Annotated in this window: 11 protein-coding genes; 7 read left to right on the top strand and 4 right to left on the bottom strand. The window is 70.1% G+C overall.

The features are described from left to right. Positions 1-20 precede the first annotated feature (20 nt). Complete coding sequence (locus OIU81_RS05480; RefSeq protein WP_329144398.1) at positions 21-2,225, top strand: 3-hydroxyacyl-CoA dehydrogenase NAD-binding domain-containing protein; 2,205 nt, start codon at positions 21-23, stop codon at positions 2,223-2,225. Positions 2,226-2,258: 33 nt separating this feature from the next. On the opposite strand, the gene OIU81_RS05475 is transcribed toward OIU81_RS05480, so the two are convergent. Beyond that, positions 2,259-3,014: a MerR family transcriptional regulator gene (locus tag OIU81_RS05475; RefSeq protein WP_329144396.1), complete on the bottom strand. Its 756-nt coding sequence runs from the start codon at positions 3,012-3,014 to the stop codon at positions 2,259-2,261. 589 nt (positions 3,015-3,603) lie between these two features. Here OIU81_RS05475 and OIU81_RS05470 point away from each other — a divergent pair. Together OIU81_RS05470 and OIU81_RS05465 are read left to right on the top strand one after the other, a co-directional pair. Continuing rightward, complete coding sequence (locus OIU81_RS05470) at positions 3,604-5,064, top strand: amino acid permease (RefSeq protein ID WP_443073931.1); 1,461 nt, start codon at positions 3,604-3,606, stop codon at positions 5,062-5,064. A 158-nt stretch (positions 5,065-5,222) separates the two neighbouring features. Beyond that, positions 5,223-5,639, top strand: a complete 417-nt coding sequence (locus OIU81_RS05465; RefSeq protein ID WP_329144394.1) for an Appr-1-p processing protein — start codon at positions 5,223-5,225, stop codon at positions 5,637-5,639. Positions 5,640-5,694: 55 nt separating this feature from the next. Here OIU81_RS05465 and sph read toward each other — a convergent pair whose 3' ends face one another. After that, complete coding sequence (gene sph / locus OIU81_RS05460; RefSeq protein ID WP_329144392.1) at positions 5,695-6,666, bottom strand: sphingomyelin phosphodiesterase; 972 nt, start codon at positions 6,664-6,666, stop codon at positions 5,695-5,697. Positions 6,667-6,982: 316 nt separating this feature from the next. On the opposite strand from sph, the gene OIU81_RS05455 reads away from it, so the two are divergent. Next, positions 6,983-7,834 carry an oxygenase MpaB family protein gene (locus tag OIU81_RS05455; protein WP_329144390.1) on the top strand — a complete coding sequence of 284 codons (852 nt, stop codon included), beginning with the start codon at positions 6,983-6,985 and terminating at the stop codon, positions 7,832-7,834. A 67-nt stretch (positions 7,835-7,901) separates the two neighbouring features. Here the strand turns inward: OIU81_RS05455 and OIU81_RS05450 are convergent, their stop codons facing one another. Beyond that, positions 7,902-9,401, bottom strand: coding sequence for a M1 family metallopeptidase (locus tag OIU81_RS05450; protein ID WP_329144388.1), 1,500 nt, complete (start codon positions 9,399-9,401; stop codon positions 7,902-7,904). 236 nt (positions 9,402-9,637) lie between these two features. On the opposite strand from OIU81_RS05450, the gene OIU81_RS05445 reads away from it, so the two are divergent. The 3 genes from OIU81_RS05445 (at position 9,638) to OIU81_RS05435 (ending at position 14,859) form a co-directional block, all read left to right on the top strand. Continuing rightward, positions 9,638-11,602: a Xaa-Pro dipeptidyl-peptidase gene (locus OIU81_RS05445; protein WP_329144386.1), complete on the top strand. Its 1,965-nt coding sequence runs from the start codon at positions 9,638-9,640 to the stop codon at positions 11,600-11,602. Between the two features lie 98 nt (positions 11,603-11,700). Beyond that, positions 11,701-13,044 (top strand): M14 family metallopeptidase, encoded by a 1,344-nt coding sequence (locus OIU81_RS05440; RefSeq protein ID WP_329144384.1) that lies wholly within the window; start codon positions 11,701-11,703, stop codon positions 13,042-13,044. A 78-nt stretch (positions 13,045-13,122) separates the two neighbouring features. After that, complete coding sequence (locus tag OIU81_RS05435) at positions 13,123-14,859, top strand: BCCT family transporter (RefSeq protein WP_329144382.1); 1,737 nt, start codon at positions 13,123-13,125, stop codon at positions 14,857-14,859. Between the two features lie 60 nt (positions 14,860-14,919). Here the strand turns inward: OIU81_RS05435 and OIU81_RS05430 are convergent, their stop codons facing one another. Further along, the gene (locus tag OIU81_RS05430; RefSeq protein ID WP_329144380.1) at positions 14,920-15,810 is read right to left on the bottom strand and encodes a D-alanyl-D-alanine carboxypeptidase family protein; all 891 of its coding nucleotides are present in this window, start codon (positions 15,808-15,810) and stop codon (positions 14,920-14,922) included. Positions 15,811-15,882: the final 72 nt, after the last annotated feature.

The following is a 15,882-nucleotide window of genomic DNA, read 5'->3' as shown; positions in this document are numbered from 1 at the left end:
CCCCTTACGGAGAAGCCACAGTGAGCGAGTCCCCTGCGTCGTCGACCATCCGCTGGGAACAGGACGAGACCGGCATCGTCACCCTGGTCCTGGACGACCCCGCCCAGTCCGCCAACACCATGAACAACGCCTTCAAGGCCTCCCTGACCGCGGTCGCCGACCGCCTGGAGGCCGAGAAGGACAGCATCCGCGGCATCATCTTCACCTCCGCCAAGAAGACCTTCTTCGCCGGCGGCGACCTGCACGACCTGATCGCCATCACCCCCGCACAGGCTGAGCAGGCCTTCGCCGCGGGCAACGGCATCAAGCGGGACCTGCGCCGTATCGAAACCCTCGGCAAGCCCGTCGTCGCCGCGATCAACGGCGCCGCGCTGGGCGGCGGTTACGAGATCGCGCTGGCCTGCCACCACCGCGTCGCCCTCGACACCCCCGGCACCAAGATCGGCCTGCCCGAGGTCACCCTCGGCCTGCTGCCCGCCGCCGGCGGTGTCACCCGCACCGTCCGGCTGCTCGGGATCGCCGACGCACTGCTGAAGGTGCTGCTCCAGGGCACCCAGTACAACGCCACCCGCGCCCAGGACGCCGGGCTGATCCACGAGGTCGCCGCCACCCCCGAGGAACTGCTCGCCAAGGCCCGCGCCTTCGTCGACGAGCACCCCGAGTCCCAGCAGCCCTGGGACGTCAAGGGTTACCGCATCCCCGGCGGCACTCCCGCCCAGCCGAAGTTCGCGGCCAACCTCCCGGCGTTCCCCGCCAACCTCAAGAAGCAGCTGAACGGCGCGCCGTACCCGGCCCCGCGCAACATCCTGGCCGCGGCGGTCGAGGGCTCTCAGGTCGACTTCGACACGGCGCAGACCATCGAGGCGCGCTACTTCGTCGAGCTGGTCACCGGCCAGATCTCCAAGAACATGATCCAGGCCTTCTTCTTCGATCTCCAGGCCGTCAACTCCGGGGCCAACCGGCCCCAGGGCATCGAGCCCCGCAAGGTCGAGAAGGTCGCGGTCCTCGGCGCCGGCATGATGGGCGCGGGCATCGCCTACTCCTGCGCCCGGGCCGGGATGCAGGTCGTCCTCAAGGACATCTCCCCGGAAGCGGCCCAGAAGGGCAAGGCCTATTCGGAGGGGCTGCTCGCCAAGGCGGTCGCCCGGGGCCGGACGACCGAGCAGCAGCGCGATGAGCTGCTGGCGCGCATCACGCCCACCGCGGAGCCCACCGACCTCGCGGGCTGTGACGCCGTCATCGAGGCGGTCTTCGAGGACGTGGGCCTCAAGCACAAGGTGTTCAAGGAGATCCAGCACATCGTCGCCCCCGACGCGCTGCTGTGCTCCAACACCTCCACCCTGCCCATCACGCTGCTGTCCGAGGGTGTGGAGCGCGAGCAGGACTTCATCGGGCTGCACTTCTTCTCGCCGGTCGACAAGATGCCGCTGGTGGAGATCATCAAGGGCGAGCGGACCGGTGACGAGGCGCTGGCCCGCGCCTTCGACCTGGTCCGGCAGATCCGCAAGACGCCGATCGTCGTCAATGACTCGCGGGGCTTCTTCACCTCCCGCGTCATCGGCCACTTCATCAACGAGGGCGTGGCGATGATCGGCGAGGGCCTCGACCCGGTCTCCGTCGAGCAGGCCGCCGCCCAGGCCGGCTACCCGGCCAAGGTGTTGTCGCTGATGGACGAGCTGACCCTGACCCTGCCGCGCAAGATCCGCGAGGAGAGCAAGCGGGCGGTCGAGGAGTCCGGTGGCACCTGGCAGCCGCACCCTGCCGACGCGGTCATCGACCGGATGGTCGACGAGTTCGGCCGCCCCGGGCGCAGCGGCGGCGCCGGCTTCTACGAGTACGGCGACGACGGCAAGCGCGCCGGTCTGTGGCCGGGGCTGCGGGAGCACTTCGTCCAGGAGGGCGCCGCCATCCCGTTCGCCGACATGCAGGAGCGGATGCTGTTCGCCGAGGCGCTGGACACCGTCCGCTGCCTGGAGGAGGGCGTGCTCACCTCCGTCGCCGACGCGAACATCGGCTCCATCCTCGGCATCGGCTTCCCGGGCTGGACCGGCGGAGTGCTCCAGTACATCAACGGCTACCAGGGTGGGCCAGGGCGGGAGAACCTCGTCGGTCTGCCCGGATTCGTGGCCCGCGCCCGTGAGCTGCAGGCTGCTTACGGAGACCGGTTCGCGCCGTCCCCGCTGCTGGTCGACAAGGCCGGCAAGGGCGAGAAGTTCAGCGACTGAACGGTGGGGGCGGGCCCCGGCGGCCCGCCCCCGTCACCCCTGGGGCCCCTCCCGCCGGCTCCGGTCGCCTTCCTTGCCGAACGACTCCCGCAGCTCCTGCTTCATCGACCGCTGGAAGGCGGTGACCAGTGCCTGCACCACCATCGGCTGCATATGGGCCGACAGCGACTTCATCCGCGCCATCTCCTCCTCGTCCGGCCCGCCGTGCCGGTTCGGCTCCCATACCTCGTCCTTGAAGAGCCGGCTGAGCTCCCGGGCCGCCGCACGGGTGTGCTCGATGACCACGCTGCGCGCCGCGAGGATGGTCTCCAGCGCGATCGGGACGTCCAGCAGACGCGTGCCCAGGTGGAGCAGCCCCGGATCGACCCGGAAGATCCGCGGGTCATCGGTCCGTACGAGCACACTCATCGCCGCCAGACGGTCCACGTCCTCCTCGGCCAGTGCCCGGCCGACCCGTCGCTCCAGCTGCTCCCGGGTCGCGTCCTCCGCCTTGTCCGGAATCCAGCTCGCCACCAGCGCCCGGTGGATGGCCAGGTCCTGCGCGCTCAGATCGGGCGGCAGCTGCTCCAGGTAGCGCTCGATCGCCGACAGCGTCAGCCCCTGGTGCTGGAGCTCCTCGATGAGCGCGAGCCGTGAGAGGTGGTCCGGCCCGTAGCGGCCGACCCGGCGCGGACCGATCTCCGGCGGCGGCAGCAGACCGCGGGTGCTGTAGAAGCGGATCGTGCGGACCGTGACGCCGGCGCGGGCGGCCAGCTCGTCGACGGTCAGATCGGTGGCGGGCTCCATCATGTTCAACAGTATTGCTGTCTCACCACTCTTGTGAAACCTCTCTGCGCCTTCTCCGCCGGGCGGTACCGCCGCGGGCCCGGGCGCGTCCGCGGCTCCGCGGCACGTGCGCAGGAGGCCACCGTGACCACGCTCCTCCGCATGCCCGGCGCACCGGACGAATGCACCTCGCCGACGGCTGATTCGCGACGGATGAGGGCCCTGAATGCCGGGTCTGCACCCGCCTGGGCGGCGCGGCGCGCTATCGAGGGGAGTTTGCGGGCGTCGGCCGGGCATTCCCCCTCGCGCGGTCGGCGATCGAGCAAGTTGTCGTTTTGGCCAACATCCGCCGCAGCGGGGCCGAACGGGTTCAAAAATCTGCGGTGCCGGGCGCGGAGTGAGGTCCGGAATCGGGCGAACTGAGGCCCTCATTCAAAAAGATAGGCCGGGCAAATCGCTGGAAATACGGACAAATCTTAGATGGCCTGTACGCGATGTGATCTTGCGCACAGACGGGGGGCCGCTCTTCAGGGAGGGTGTGCCGTCGGCCGGACGTGCGATCCGCGAAATCCGGCCATCGCTCAAGCCTGCCCGAAAGCGAGATGCACCAGCAGTGAGCACAGAAACCGTCATCGACGCAGCCCACAGGTCACCTGACGGGGGGAGCGGCGCCCAGCAGGATGCGGGCGACGCGGGCTACAGCAAGGGCCTCAAGGGCCGGCACATCAACATGATCGCCATCGGTGGAGCGATCGGCACCGGGTTGTTCCTGGGCGCCGGAGGCCGGCTGCACTCCGCCGGACCCGCACTGGCCATCGCCTACGCGGTCTGTGGCCTCTTCGCCTTCTTCGTTGTACGTGCCCTGGGCGAGCTGGTGCTGCACCGCCCGTCGTCCGGCTCGTTCGTCTCCTACGCCCGCGAGTTCCTGGGGGAGAAGGGCGCCTACGTCGCCGGATGGATGTACGTCGTCAACTGGTCGACGACCGGTATCGCCGACATCACCGCGATCGCGCTCTACACCCACTACTGGAGCATGTTCACCAGCGTTCCCCAGTGGGTCATGGCGCTGATCGCGCTCGCGGTCGTGCTGACGGTGAACCTCATCTCGGTGAAGATCTTCGGTGAGCTGGAGTTCTGGTTCGCGATCATCAAGGTCGCCGCGCTGGTCGCCTTCATGTTCATCGGCATCTTCCTGCTGGCCACCCACCACCCGGTCGCCGGTCATGCGCCGGGTCTGAACCTGATCACCGACCACGGCGGTATCTTCCCGACCGGCCTGCTGCCCGTCGTGATCGTCCTGCAGGGTGTGGTCTTCGCCTACTCCGCGGTCGAGCTGGTCGGTGTGACCGCTGGTGAGACCGGTGAGCCGGAGAAGGTCGTGCCCAAGGCCGTCAACTCCATCATGTGGCGGGTCGGCGTCTTCTACGTCGGTTCGGTGATCCTGCTGGCCATGCTGCTGCCGTGGAACAAGTACACCGGCAGTGAGAGCCCCTTCGTCACCGTGCTGTCCAACGTGGGTGTGCCGGCGGCGGGCGATGTGATGAACCTCGTCGTGCTGACCGCGGCGATGTCCAGCCTGAACTCCGGGCTCTACTCCACCGGCCGCATCCTGCGCTCCATGTCGATGGCGGGGTCCGCGCCCAAGTTCGCCGGCCGGATGAACCGCAACCAGGTGCCGTACGGCGGCATCATGCTCACCTCCACGGTCTGTGTGCTGGGCGTCGCGCTCAACTACGTCGTGCCGGGTAAGGCGTTCGAGATCGTGCTGAACATCGCGGCGCTGGGCATCATCAGCACCTGGTGCACGATCATGGTCTGTCACATGGTGTTCGTCCGCAGGTCGAAGGAGGGCCTGGTCGAGCGTCCGCGCTTCCGGCTGCCGGGCACGCCGGTCACCGACATCGCCACCATCGTCTTCCTGCTCGGCGTCATCGTGCTGATGTGGTTCGACGACGGTGTCGGCCGGCAGACCGTGATGATCATTCCGGTGCTCGCCGCCGCCCTGGTGGCCGGCTGGTTCGCGGTCCGCGGCCGGGTGAGCCAGCTCGCCAAGGAACGCGAACTGTCGCAGTAGCCACGCGGGAGCGGGGCGCCTGAAACCTGGGGCGGTCGCGGATGCCGAGAGGCGTCCGCGACCGCCCTCGTGCGTGGCAGGCCCCGCAGGTACGGTGCCGGGCGCGTCCGGCGGTGCGGTCCCGGCCGATTGTCAGTGCCTGGCCCTACCGTGAAGACATGGCCGAGAACACGGGGATCACGTACATCAGGGGGGACGCCACCGCGCCGGAGGGCAAGGGCGAGCGTGCGCACAACGACTTCGGGCTGGGTGCGGTGCAGTTCGTCCAGGTGGGCGACGACCTCTGGGTGGCCAACGTGGTCGGGCAGCGGGGGATCCTTCCCTCAAGCTCTCGACCCGGCTCGAGGAGTGCGAAGAGGGGCGCCCCTTTCAGCAGCGAGGGTGCCCCGGTGCGTGACGAGGCGATCGACGTCGGGCTCGGTCGGATTGCGGCCAGGGCCCGGCAGCTCGGGGCGTCCGTCCATATGCCACGCATCGGGTGCGGGTTGGCGGGCGGCGTCTGGTCCAGGGTGGAGCCGCTGATATCCGGCCGGCTGACCCGGTGCGGCATACCGGTGACGGTCTACGACCGCTGAACTCCGCCTGCCGCCTGCCGCCTGCCGCCTGCCGCCTGCCGCCCGCCGTAGGCTGTCAGCCGCCGATGAGCGGATAGTGGTCGGAGAGGTTGGTGTAGGTGTAGTCCTTGCCCCAGCTGGATACCGTCCAGGGTGCCGACTCCTCCTTCACCACGGTGTTCTGCCATCCGGCGGGCCGGGCGTGGCCGTTGCGGTGCAGGACGTAGTCCAGGTCCTCGCGGGGGTCGTTCGGGTAGCGGTACTTCGCGATCGAGTTTTCCTGGGTGTCGAAGGAGTAGGGGTGTCCGGTGCGGCTGTCGGCGGGTGCCAGATCGGCGTTGGTGAGCAGTGTGTGGTACTCGTCGCTGTGTGAGTCGATGTTCAGATCGCCGGCCACCATCACCTCTTCGTCCGCCGGGATGTTCTTGGCGTCCAGGAAGGCGTCCATCTCCTTGAGCTGCTTGGCGCGGTCCGCGGCCGCCTCGCCCGCCCGGCAGCCCGAGTCGGTGGACTGTGCGTGGGTGCCGACCACGTGCACCCTGGTGCCGTTGACGTCCAACACCGCATAGACGAAGCCCTTGTTGGAGAAGTAGTCCGACCCGCAGGCGTCCTTGTAGATGTACTGCTCCTTGTGGACGACGGGCCACTTGCTCAGCAGCGTGACCCCGCCGTCCTCCGGGGTGACGGCCGAGTAGGCACCGCCCGTGGCGTCCCAGCCGCTGCGGCTCCGGCCCACCACCGGTGTCTGGTAGGGGTACCGCGCCGCGGCCCGGCTCTTCAGTGCATCGGAGGCGGAGTTGTCGAACGCCTCCTGGAGCACGACGACGTCGTTGCCCTGGAAGAAGTCCGCGTCCGCGATGGCCTGCGCGCGGTGGTCCTGGCCCCAGTTGGGGTACAGCGTCTTGCTCATCAGGAAGGTGTTGTAACTGAGCACCTTCAGATGGGGGACGGGGGCGGCCGACGCGGAGGGGGCGGCGGCCACGGTGACGGCGGCAAGGGCCGCGGCGAGGGCAGCGATCCGGGACGTGCGCAGCGAGGAGTGCGACACTGAATCTCCCTGTGGGGGTGGGGACTTGAATCGGCGACGCTCATCCAACCAGCTGGGGTTACTTTCAGGTAGCCGCTCGGGGGGTGTGAGATGTACGGAGCGAAGCGGTAGCGGGGGGCGGGGGCCCGGCGGGCTCGGGGTCCCCGGGCCGGGGGCCGCGGGAGCGGGAGCCGGGGTGGCCGCGAGGCCCGTTCCTCCCGCCGGTGACCCGTCGGCGCGCCGGATGCCCGGACCGCGCAAAGGGCCCGAGCGGGTGACGCGGACACGGTGCCCTCCCACGCCGGTCACAGGGTGTCGCCGTATGATTAGTAGTGCAATGAACACGGTAGATAACGATCCAAAACCGCCGCCGGTCGGAGGTGTGCTCTGGTCGCTGGCCGGGGACATCCGCATGCTGCTGACCCTGCCGGCGGCGCTGACCATGCAGGTAGCCCACCCGGCGGTGGGTGCCGGAGTGGACGAGCACTCCGTGTTCCGTACGGATCCATGGGGACGCGGCGAGCGGTCGCTGACCTCGCTGCAATTGTGGGTGTACGGCGGTGAGGGCGCGGCCGCGGAGGGGCGCCGGCTGCGGCGGCTGCACAAGACCATTCAGGGGACCGACGCACACGGCCGCAGGTACCACGCGCTCACCCCCACCTACTACGCCTGGGTGCACGCCACCGGCTATCCCGTCTTCCGCCACGCCCAGCAGTATCTGGGCCGCCCCTTCACCGAGGCACAGGAGCGGCAGCTGTATGCGGAGTGGCTGCAGGTCGGCCGGGTGCTGGGCATCCATGACCGCGATATGCCGCAGACCATCGAGGAGTTCTGGCCGTATTACCGCAAGGTCCTCGAGAACGAGCTCGAAGCGACCATCGTGGTACGGGAGTTGATCGCGCCGGACCAGCCGGTCCCCGCCCCCGACCGCGGCCCCCGGTGGCTGCGCCTGCTCCTCCGGTTGGCCTGGCCGTGGCTGTGCCCGCGGTTCACCCGCGTCCGGCGCTTCCTCACGATCGGGCTGATGCCTCCGGACGCCCGCGATGCCCTGGGCCTGGAGTGGACGGACGCGCAGGAGCGCAGGCTGCGCCGCGTCGGCCGGGTGGTGCGCGCCGTGGTGCCGGCCCTTCCGGAGCGGCTGCGTTTCATGCCGCTCGCCCGCCGGGCCCGCCGGGCGGCGCGCGGCTGAGCCCGCGGTACGCGCACGGAGCCGAGGGCGTCCCCGGCTCCGTGCGATGGGGCGTGTGACGGCCGGCTCAGTGCCCGTGCACTCCGTGCACGCCATGGGTGGCCGCCGCGATCTGCCGCCACGACCTGGGCTCGGCGACGGCCGTGTGCGGCGCGCCGAACGCCTGCCGGCCCGCGCCCGCGGCGGGCCGGGTCGGCTCGAAGAGCCAGGTGTCGAAGAAGCCGTCCAGCGACTTGCCGGACTTCTTCCCGGCGAACTTCACGAAGTCGGCCACCGAGGCGTTGCCGTACCGGTGCTCCGTCGGCCAGGACTTGAGGATGCCGAAGAAGACCTTGTCGCCGACCTTGTTGCGGAGCGCCTGCAGGGCCAGCGCGCCACGGTCGTAGACCGCGTCGTCGAACTGGTTCTCCGCGCCCGGGTTGCCCGGCCGGACCTTCCAGAACGGGTCATCGGCCGGGTGCTGGGCGTAGACGTAGTCCGCCAGCTGCTGAGCGGTGCCGTCGCCCTCCTTCTCCGACCAGAGCCACTGGCTGTAGGCCGCGAAGCCCTCGTTGATCCAGATGTCCTTCCAGTCCTTGAGCGAGACGCTGTCGCCGTACCACTGGTGCGCCAGTTCATGCACCACGACGGACACGTTGGTGCCCTTGTCGAAGGCCTTCTTCCCGTAGAACGGGCGGGTCTGGGTCTCCAGCGCGTAGTGGGCCGGCACATTCGGCACATAGCCGCCCACCGAGTTGAACGGGTAGGGGCCGAAGACGCTCCCCAGCCACTCGGTGGCCTCGGCGGTGCGCGCGATGCTCGCCCTCGCCGATCCCTCGTTCGCGCCGAGGTCCTTGCTGACCGCGTTGATCACCGGCAGGCCGTTCGCGGTGGTGTCGGTGGTGATGTCGAACTTGCCGACGGCCAGCGTCGTCAGATACGTCGCCTGCGGCTTGTCCGAGCGCCAGTTGTAGCGGGTCCAGCCCAGCTTGGAGGACTGCGAGGCCAGTACGCCGTTGCTGAGCGCCTGGGTGCCGTCCGGGACCGCCACCGAGACGTCGTACGTCGCCTTGTCGGTGGGGTGGTCGTTGCTGGGGAACCACCACACGGCGGCGTCCGGCTCCTGTGCGACCACACCGCCGTCGGGCGTACGGGCCCAGCCGCTGTAGTTGTCGATCTTCACTTCGGAGGGCTTGCCCGCGTAGCGCACGACGACGCTGATCTGCTTGCCCTTCTCCAGCGGGGTGGCCGGGGTGACCTCCAGCTCGTGCTTGCCGGAGGTGGCGAAGCGGGCCTTCGTGCCGTTGACCCGGATTTCGCTGACCTTCAGCGCGAAGTCCAGGTTGAAGCGGGAGAGGTCCTGGGTGGTCGTGGCGAGCAGCGTCGCCGTGCCCTCCAGCAGATCCGTTTTCGGCTGGTACTTGAGCCGCAGATCGTAGTGGGAAACGTCGTATCCGCCGTTCCCGCTCTCGGGGTAGTAGGTGTCGCCCACACCCGGAGCGCCCGGGGTGAAGTCGGCCGCGGAGGCCGGGACCGCCAGCACCAGGCTGAGTGCGGCCGCGCCCGGGACGAGGAGTCTGTGACGCACGAGTCCTCCAACTCGTAGGGGGGATGGCTCTGTTCAGACCTTATGTACTCCGTCGGGTCAGCGTCATGTACATGGCCTCATCTGACACATGACCGACATGAACGCCATCCGGCCACTTCCGGCCACCTCTGGCTACGTCTGCCCCGTCCCGCCCGCCCTGGCTCCGTCACCGGCCGCACATCCGTCGTCACCCGCACCCTTACGCACAGGAGTTGAGCCGCGCTACCGTCCGCTTCGTGACCAGTCCTGCGCGAATCCCCCGCATCTCCTTCACAGTGCTCGTGCTGGCGGCCGTCGCCGCCCTGCTGTCCGCCCTGCTCGGGCCGGCCGCCGCGCAGGCGGCGCCCGGCGAGAGCAGACCCGTCTACTCCTACGACCACGCGATACGCGAATCGGTCTGGGTGGACACGGGGCTCGACGGCGACGCGGACGGGAGGACCGACCGGGTCGCCGCCGACATCGTGCGGCCGTCCGAACCCGCCCGGCAGGGCCGCCGCATACCCGTGATCATGGATGCCAGCCCGTACTACTCGTGCTGCGGACGCGGCAACGAGAGCCAGAAGAAGACCTATGACGACCGGGGCCGGCCGGCCGGCTTCCCGCTCTTCTACGACAACTACTTCGTGCCGCGCGGCTATGCGACGGTCCTCGTCGACCTCGCGGGGACCAACCGCTCCGACGGCTGCGTGGATGTCGGCGGCCGCTCCGACATCCGGTCGGCCAGGGCCGTCGTCGACTGGCTCGGCGGCAGGGGCCGCGCCTACACGGCCCGGACGGGCGGCAGACCCGTCACGGCGGGCTGGTCCAACGGCCGCACCGGCATGATCGGCAAGAGCTGGGACGCCACCATCGCCAACGGAGTGGCGGCCACCGGGGTCAGCGGGCTGAAAACCATCGTTCCGATCTCCGGAATCTCCTCCTGGTACGACTACTACTTCTCCCAGGGCGCCCCGCTCTACGACTCCGGCCCCGACTCCCTCGCCAACCTGGTCGAGAGTCCCGAGGCCCGCCGGCACTGCGCCGCGGTGCAGCACGAGCTCGCCGCCGGCGCCCCGCGCAGCGGCGACTGGACCCGGCTGTGGACCGCGCGCGACTACGTCCGCAGCGCGGGCAAGGTCCGGGCCAGCGTCTTCCTGGTCCACGGCATGCAGGACCTCAACGTCCGCACCCGGCACGCCGGACAGTGGTGGGACGCGCTCGCCCGGCACGGCGTGGAGCGCAAGATCTGGCTGTCCCAGACCGGGCACGTCGACCCCTTCGACTACCGTCGCGCCGAGTGGGTCACGACCCTGCACCACTGGTTCGACCACTATCTGATGGGCTACGACAACGGCATCGAGCGCGCTCCGGGGGCCGATGTCGAGCGGGCGCCCGGCCACTGGTCCACCGACGCCCGATGGCCCGCACCCGGCACCGCGACGACCGTCCTGCGGCCGCGCGGCGGCGGCGCGCCCGGCGTCGGCGTCCTGGGCACCGCCAAGGCACCGCGGGGCGCGACCGAGACCTTCACCGACGACCCCGAGCACGGCGAGGCCGACTGGGCCGCCCGGGCCGGTCAACCGACCCCGGACAAGGCCGGGTTCAGCACCGGGGCGCTACGCACGCCGCTGCGGCTGTCCGGCTCCGGAACGGTAACGGTGACCGCCACCCCGAGCACCTCGACCGCCCATCTCTCCGCCGTCCTGGTGGACCTCGGCCCCGCCACCATCCGCAACTACACCGCCGACGGCGAGGGCATCACCACGCTCGACAAGAGCACCTGCTGGGGCGCGGGCACCCCGGCCGACACCGGCTGCTTCAAGGAGACCGCCGCCGACACCCGGAAGGTGGCATACACCGTCTTCAGCCGCGGCTGGGCCGACCTCGGCACCTACGCCGACGCCCGCAAGGGCCGCCCGCTCACCCCCGGAAAGCCGTACACGATCACCCTGCACCTCGCCGCGAGCGACCATGTCGTGCCCGCCGGACACCGGCTCGCGCTCCTGGTGGGCGGCACCGACGCCGGACTTATCGACCCGCCCGCCTCCCGCCCGGCGCTCACCCTCGACCTGTCCCGCACTGCCGCCGCGCTCCCGCTGACCGGTGGCGCCCCCGCCTTCGTACGGGCCACCGCGGGCGCGCCCCGGCCCCCGGTGGGCGGTACCCCGCTGGACGGTCTGGCCCCGCCGCGCGCCCCGAGCCGGATGCCGGCCGGCGGCTGACCGCCCGGCACCGTACCGCCGCGGAACGACCGTCGGGGCCGCCCACCGCGGGCGGCCCCACCCCACCCCCACCGCTCACCCAAGGGAGGCACCCCCTCGTGACACCCCGCTCCCACCGCCTCGCCCGAGGGATGCTGGCCATCGGACTGACGGCCACCCTCGGCGCGACCCTGCCGGCCCCTCCCGCCGTCGCCACCGGAACCCCCACGCCCCGTACGGGATTCGAGTCCAGCCACGGTGCCCACTGGACCACTGAGGCCGAGGAGCAGGAGTTCCTCGCCGCCGTCGACCGCGGATCCGCGCGCGTCCGCATCGACCGGATCGGCACCACCGCGCAGGGCCGGCCGATACGGCTCGTACGGATCGGGGCCCCGGCTCCCGCGCGGCCGGCGGACGTACGGCGCGGCAACTCCGTCCTGCTGACCTGCTCCCAGCACGGTGACGAACCCTCCGGGCGCGAGGCGTGCCTGACCACCGTGCGCGCTCTCGCCTACGCCCGGGACCCGGCGACCCGGCGCTTCCTGGCGCGGACCGGCGTCCTGGTCATCCCCACCGCCAACCCCGACGGCCGGGCCGCCGACACCCGCGGCAACTCCGACGGTGTGGACATCAACCGCGACCACCTCGCCCTGAAGACCGCCGAGGCCGGTGCGATGGCCGCCGTCCTGCGCGACTACCGCCCCGACACCGTCTACGACCTGCACGAGTACGGGCCCACCGCCCCGTACTACCGCAAGGACGTGCTGTCGCTGTGGCCGCGCAACCTCAACACCGCGGATCCCGTGCACCGCGAAGCCGCCTCGCTCTCCCAGGACTTCGTGGCGCCCGCCGTCCGCCGGGCCGGCTTCTCCGCCGGCGTCTACGGCATCTGGACCGACCCGGAGACCGGCGACCCCGTCAAGCAGGTCGCGGGCGACGGTCAGGAGCGGATTCTGCGCAACACCGCGGGGGTCAAGGGCTCGCTCGGCATGCTGGTCGAGACCCGGGTCGATGCGCTGACCGACGCCGAGAAGGCCGATCCCGCACGCAACAACAGGCGCCGGGTGGATTCCCAGCTCGCCGCGCTCAGGGGCGCGTTCACCTTCCTCGACCGGCACCGCCCGCGCATCGAAGCGGCCACCACCGCCGCCCGGCTCGCCGGTGACACCGACCGTGGCCCGGTCTACCTCGGCGGCGCGGACAACGAACCCGCCACCGCCGAGCAGACCCTGACCGATCCGCCCTGCGCCTACCGCCTGGACGCGGAGCGGTTCGCGCAGGTCAAGGACGTGCTGAGGGGGCACGGGGTGCTCTGGAAGCGGGATCGCGAGGGCGTGGTCGTCCCGCTGCGCCAGTCGCTGCGCACCCTCGTCCCCCTGCTGCTGGACGCACGGGCCGCCTCTCACGTCACGGCCGCGGCACCCCTGTACGCCTGCCCCCGTGTGGTAGGGGGTAACGGGTAAGGAAAATATGGCTCCTTGAAAGGTTGACAGGTGTCGGACACAGCCAAGAGAACCGGAGAGGGGGGTGGCACGTCCTCGGTGGCGGATCTCCCCGATGTCCCGCAGGGGACCGGGCCCCCGCAGACCGACCGGGTGGTCTTCGGCGTGACCGCGCTGCTCACCCTCGCCTTCATCGCCTGGGGAGCGGCCTCCACGGCCTCGCTCAAGAACGCGTCGACCGCGATGCTGAACTGGGTGATCGACAACGGGGGCTGGGCGTTCGTGCTGTCCGCCTCCGGCTTTGTGATCTTCGCGATCTGGCTGGCCGTCAGCAAGTACGGCCGGATCACGCTTGGCGAGGAGGGCGAGGAGCCCGAGTTCCGCACCGTGTCCTGGATCGCGATGATGTTCAGCGCGGGCATGGGCATCGGCCTGATGTTCTACGGCGTCAGTGAGCCGCTGGGGCACTTCACCAGCCCGCCGCCGGGCACCGATCCCCGGGACGCCGCCCAGGCGATGGACACCGCGATGGCCACCACGATGTTCCACTGGACGCTGCACCCGTGGGCGATCTACGCGGTCGTGGGCCTGGCCATCGCCTACAGCTGCTTCCGGCGGGGGAGGCGGCAGACGATCAGCGCGGTGTTCACGCCGCTGATCGGCGCCCGGCGCGCGAACGGCTGGGGCGGCCGCGTCATCGACATCCTGGCCATCTTCGCCACCCTCTTCGGCTCCGCGGCCTCGCTCGGGCTCGGGGCGCTGCAGATCGGCAGCGGCCTGAAGGTGCTCGGCTGGATGGACGGCGTCGGCACCGGTCTGCTGGTCGTCATCATCGCCGTGCTGACCCTCGCCTTCGTCCTGTCCGCGGTCTCCGGCATCGCCAAGGGCGTCCAGATGCTGTCGAACATCAACATGGTGCTGGCGGTGATCCTGGCGGCCTTCGTGTTCGTGGTCGGGCCGACCGTCCTCGTCCTCAACCTGCTGCCGACCTCCCTCGCCTCGTTCCTCGGCCAACTGCCGCAGCTGGCGGGCCGGACGGAGGCGAGCAGCGGCGCCGAGGTGGGCAGCTGGCTGCGCCACTGGACGGTCTTCTACTGGGCGTGGTGGATCTCCTGGACGCCCTTCGTCGGCATGTTCATCGCCCGGATCAGCCGGGGCCGGACGATCCGCCAGTTCATCGGCGGCGTCATCCTCGTTCCGAGCGTGGTCAGCCTGGTGTGGTTCGCGGTGTTCGGCGGCTCGGCCATGAAGCTCCAGGCAACCGGGCAGCTGGGCGGAGCCGGCACGCCCGAGGGCCAGCTCTTCGATGTGCTGCACCAGTACCCGCTCGCCACGGCCATGAGCATCCTGGTCATGATCCTGGTCGGCATCTTCTTCGTGTCGGGCGCCGATGCCGCGTCCATCGTCATGGGCACCCTCTCGCAGAAGGGCACCTTCGAGCCGACCCGGCCCGTGGTGATCTTCTGGGGTGTGGTGACCGGCGCGGTCGCCGCGGTCATGCTGCTGATCGGCGGCGGCTCGGGGGACGCCCTGACGGGATTGCAGAACCTGACGATCCTGGTCGCGGTGCCGTTCATGGTCGTGATGATCGCCATGTGCGGGGCGCTGCTGCGCGACCTGCGCAGCGATCCGCTGATCGTCCGCGGCCGGCAGGGCGCGGAGGCCGTCGAGAGGGCCGTCATCGCGGGCCACGAGCGGTACGACGGTGACTTCGCGTTCCGGATCGGGCCGGGCGGCAACGGCAACGGCGACGGCGGCGGTGACCGCAACGGTGACGGCGAGGCCATCGGGGCCGGGAGCCGCCGCGCGGGTCCGGGAGGGACCACCCGCCCATGACGAAGGGGCCCGTCCGCGGCTGTTCGGCCGCGGACAGGCCCCTCGCCGGACCCGGACGGGTTACTTCTTGAAGCCGTAGTCCATCAGCTTCTTGGCGTCCGCGGTGCGGTTGGCCACCGAGGAGGAGGCCAGGACCGTGCCGATGACCGTCTTGCTGCCCCGGGTGGCGGCGAAGACCAGGCAGTACTTGGCCTCCGGGCCCGAGCCGGTCTTGACGCCGATGGTGCCCGCGTAGCTGCCCAGCAGATTGTTGGTGTTGGTCCACGACATGTAGCGGTAGCCACCGCTCTTCGTCGTGACCTTCTGCTTGGTCGACTTGGTCTTCACGACCGTACGGAACGTCGAGTACTTCATCGCGTTGCTGGCGAGTTTCGTCAGGTCGCGCGGGGTCGAGTAGTTCCCGCCGCTGCCGATGCCGTCGAACGAGTCGAAGCGCGTGTTCGTCAGGCCGAGACTCTTGGCCGTGGTGTTCATCTTGCCGATGAAGGACTTCACCCGCGCGGCCCGGGTCGACCCGCTGCCGAACTTGTCGGCCAGCGCGTACGCCGCGTCGCAGCCGGACGGCAGCATCAGCCCGTACAGCAGCTGGCGGACGGTGACCTTGTCACCGACGATCAGATGCGCCGACGACGCCGTCTTGGAGACGATGTAGTCGCTGTACGCCTTCTGGACCGTGACCTTGGAGTCAAGGTTGAGGTTCTGCTGTGCCAGCACCACCCGAGCCGTCATGATCTTGGTGGTGGAGCCGGTGGAGAGCTGGGAGTCCGCGGCCTTGGTGAAGAGAGTCTTCCCCGTGCCGTTGTTCATCACGAAACCGCCCTTGGCGGAGATCGTGGGGGTGTTGAGCGTGGCGGCCTGCGCCGGGGACGTGAACGCCCCGGCCGTCAGGACGGCTCCCGCGGTGACGACAACCGCGGACACGCGCCGAATGCCCTTAATGCCGATTTTCAAGTGAATGCTCCAAATGAAATGCCCCTGCTGTGCGGCCTCATGAGAGTGCCGCTCGGAGGTGAGACGCCTGAG

This window comes from Streptomyces sp. NBC_01454 (genome assembly GCF_036227565.1).
Lineage (GTDB): Bacteria > Actinomycetota > Actinomycetes > Streptomycetales > Streptomycetaceae > Streptomyces.
The sequence above is the reverse complement of the archived record's forward strand: the minus strand, read 5'-3'. Positions and strand labels throughout refer to the sequence as shown.

Coding starts and splice junctions, on each gene's coding strand:
- OIU81_RS05455 (WP_329144390.1), top strand. CDS start 6,983: ATGAACACGGTAGATAACGATCCAAAACCGCCGCCGGTCGGAGGTGTG.
- OIU81_RS05465 (WP_329144394.1), top strand. CDS start 5,223: ATGGCCGAGAACACGGGGATCACGTACATCAGGGGGGACGCCACCGCG.
- OIU81_RS05475 (WP_329144396.1), bottom strand. CDS start 3,014: ATGATGGAGCCCGCCACCGATCTGACCGTCGACGAGCTGGCCGCCCGC.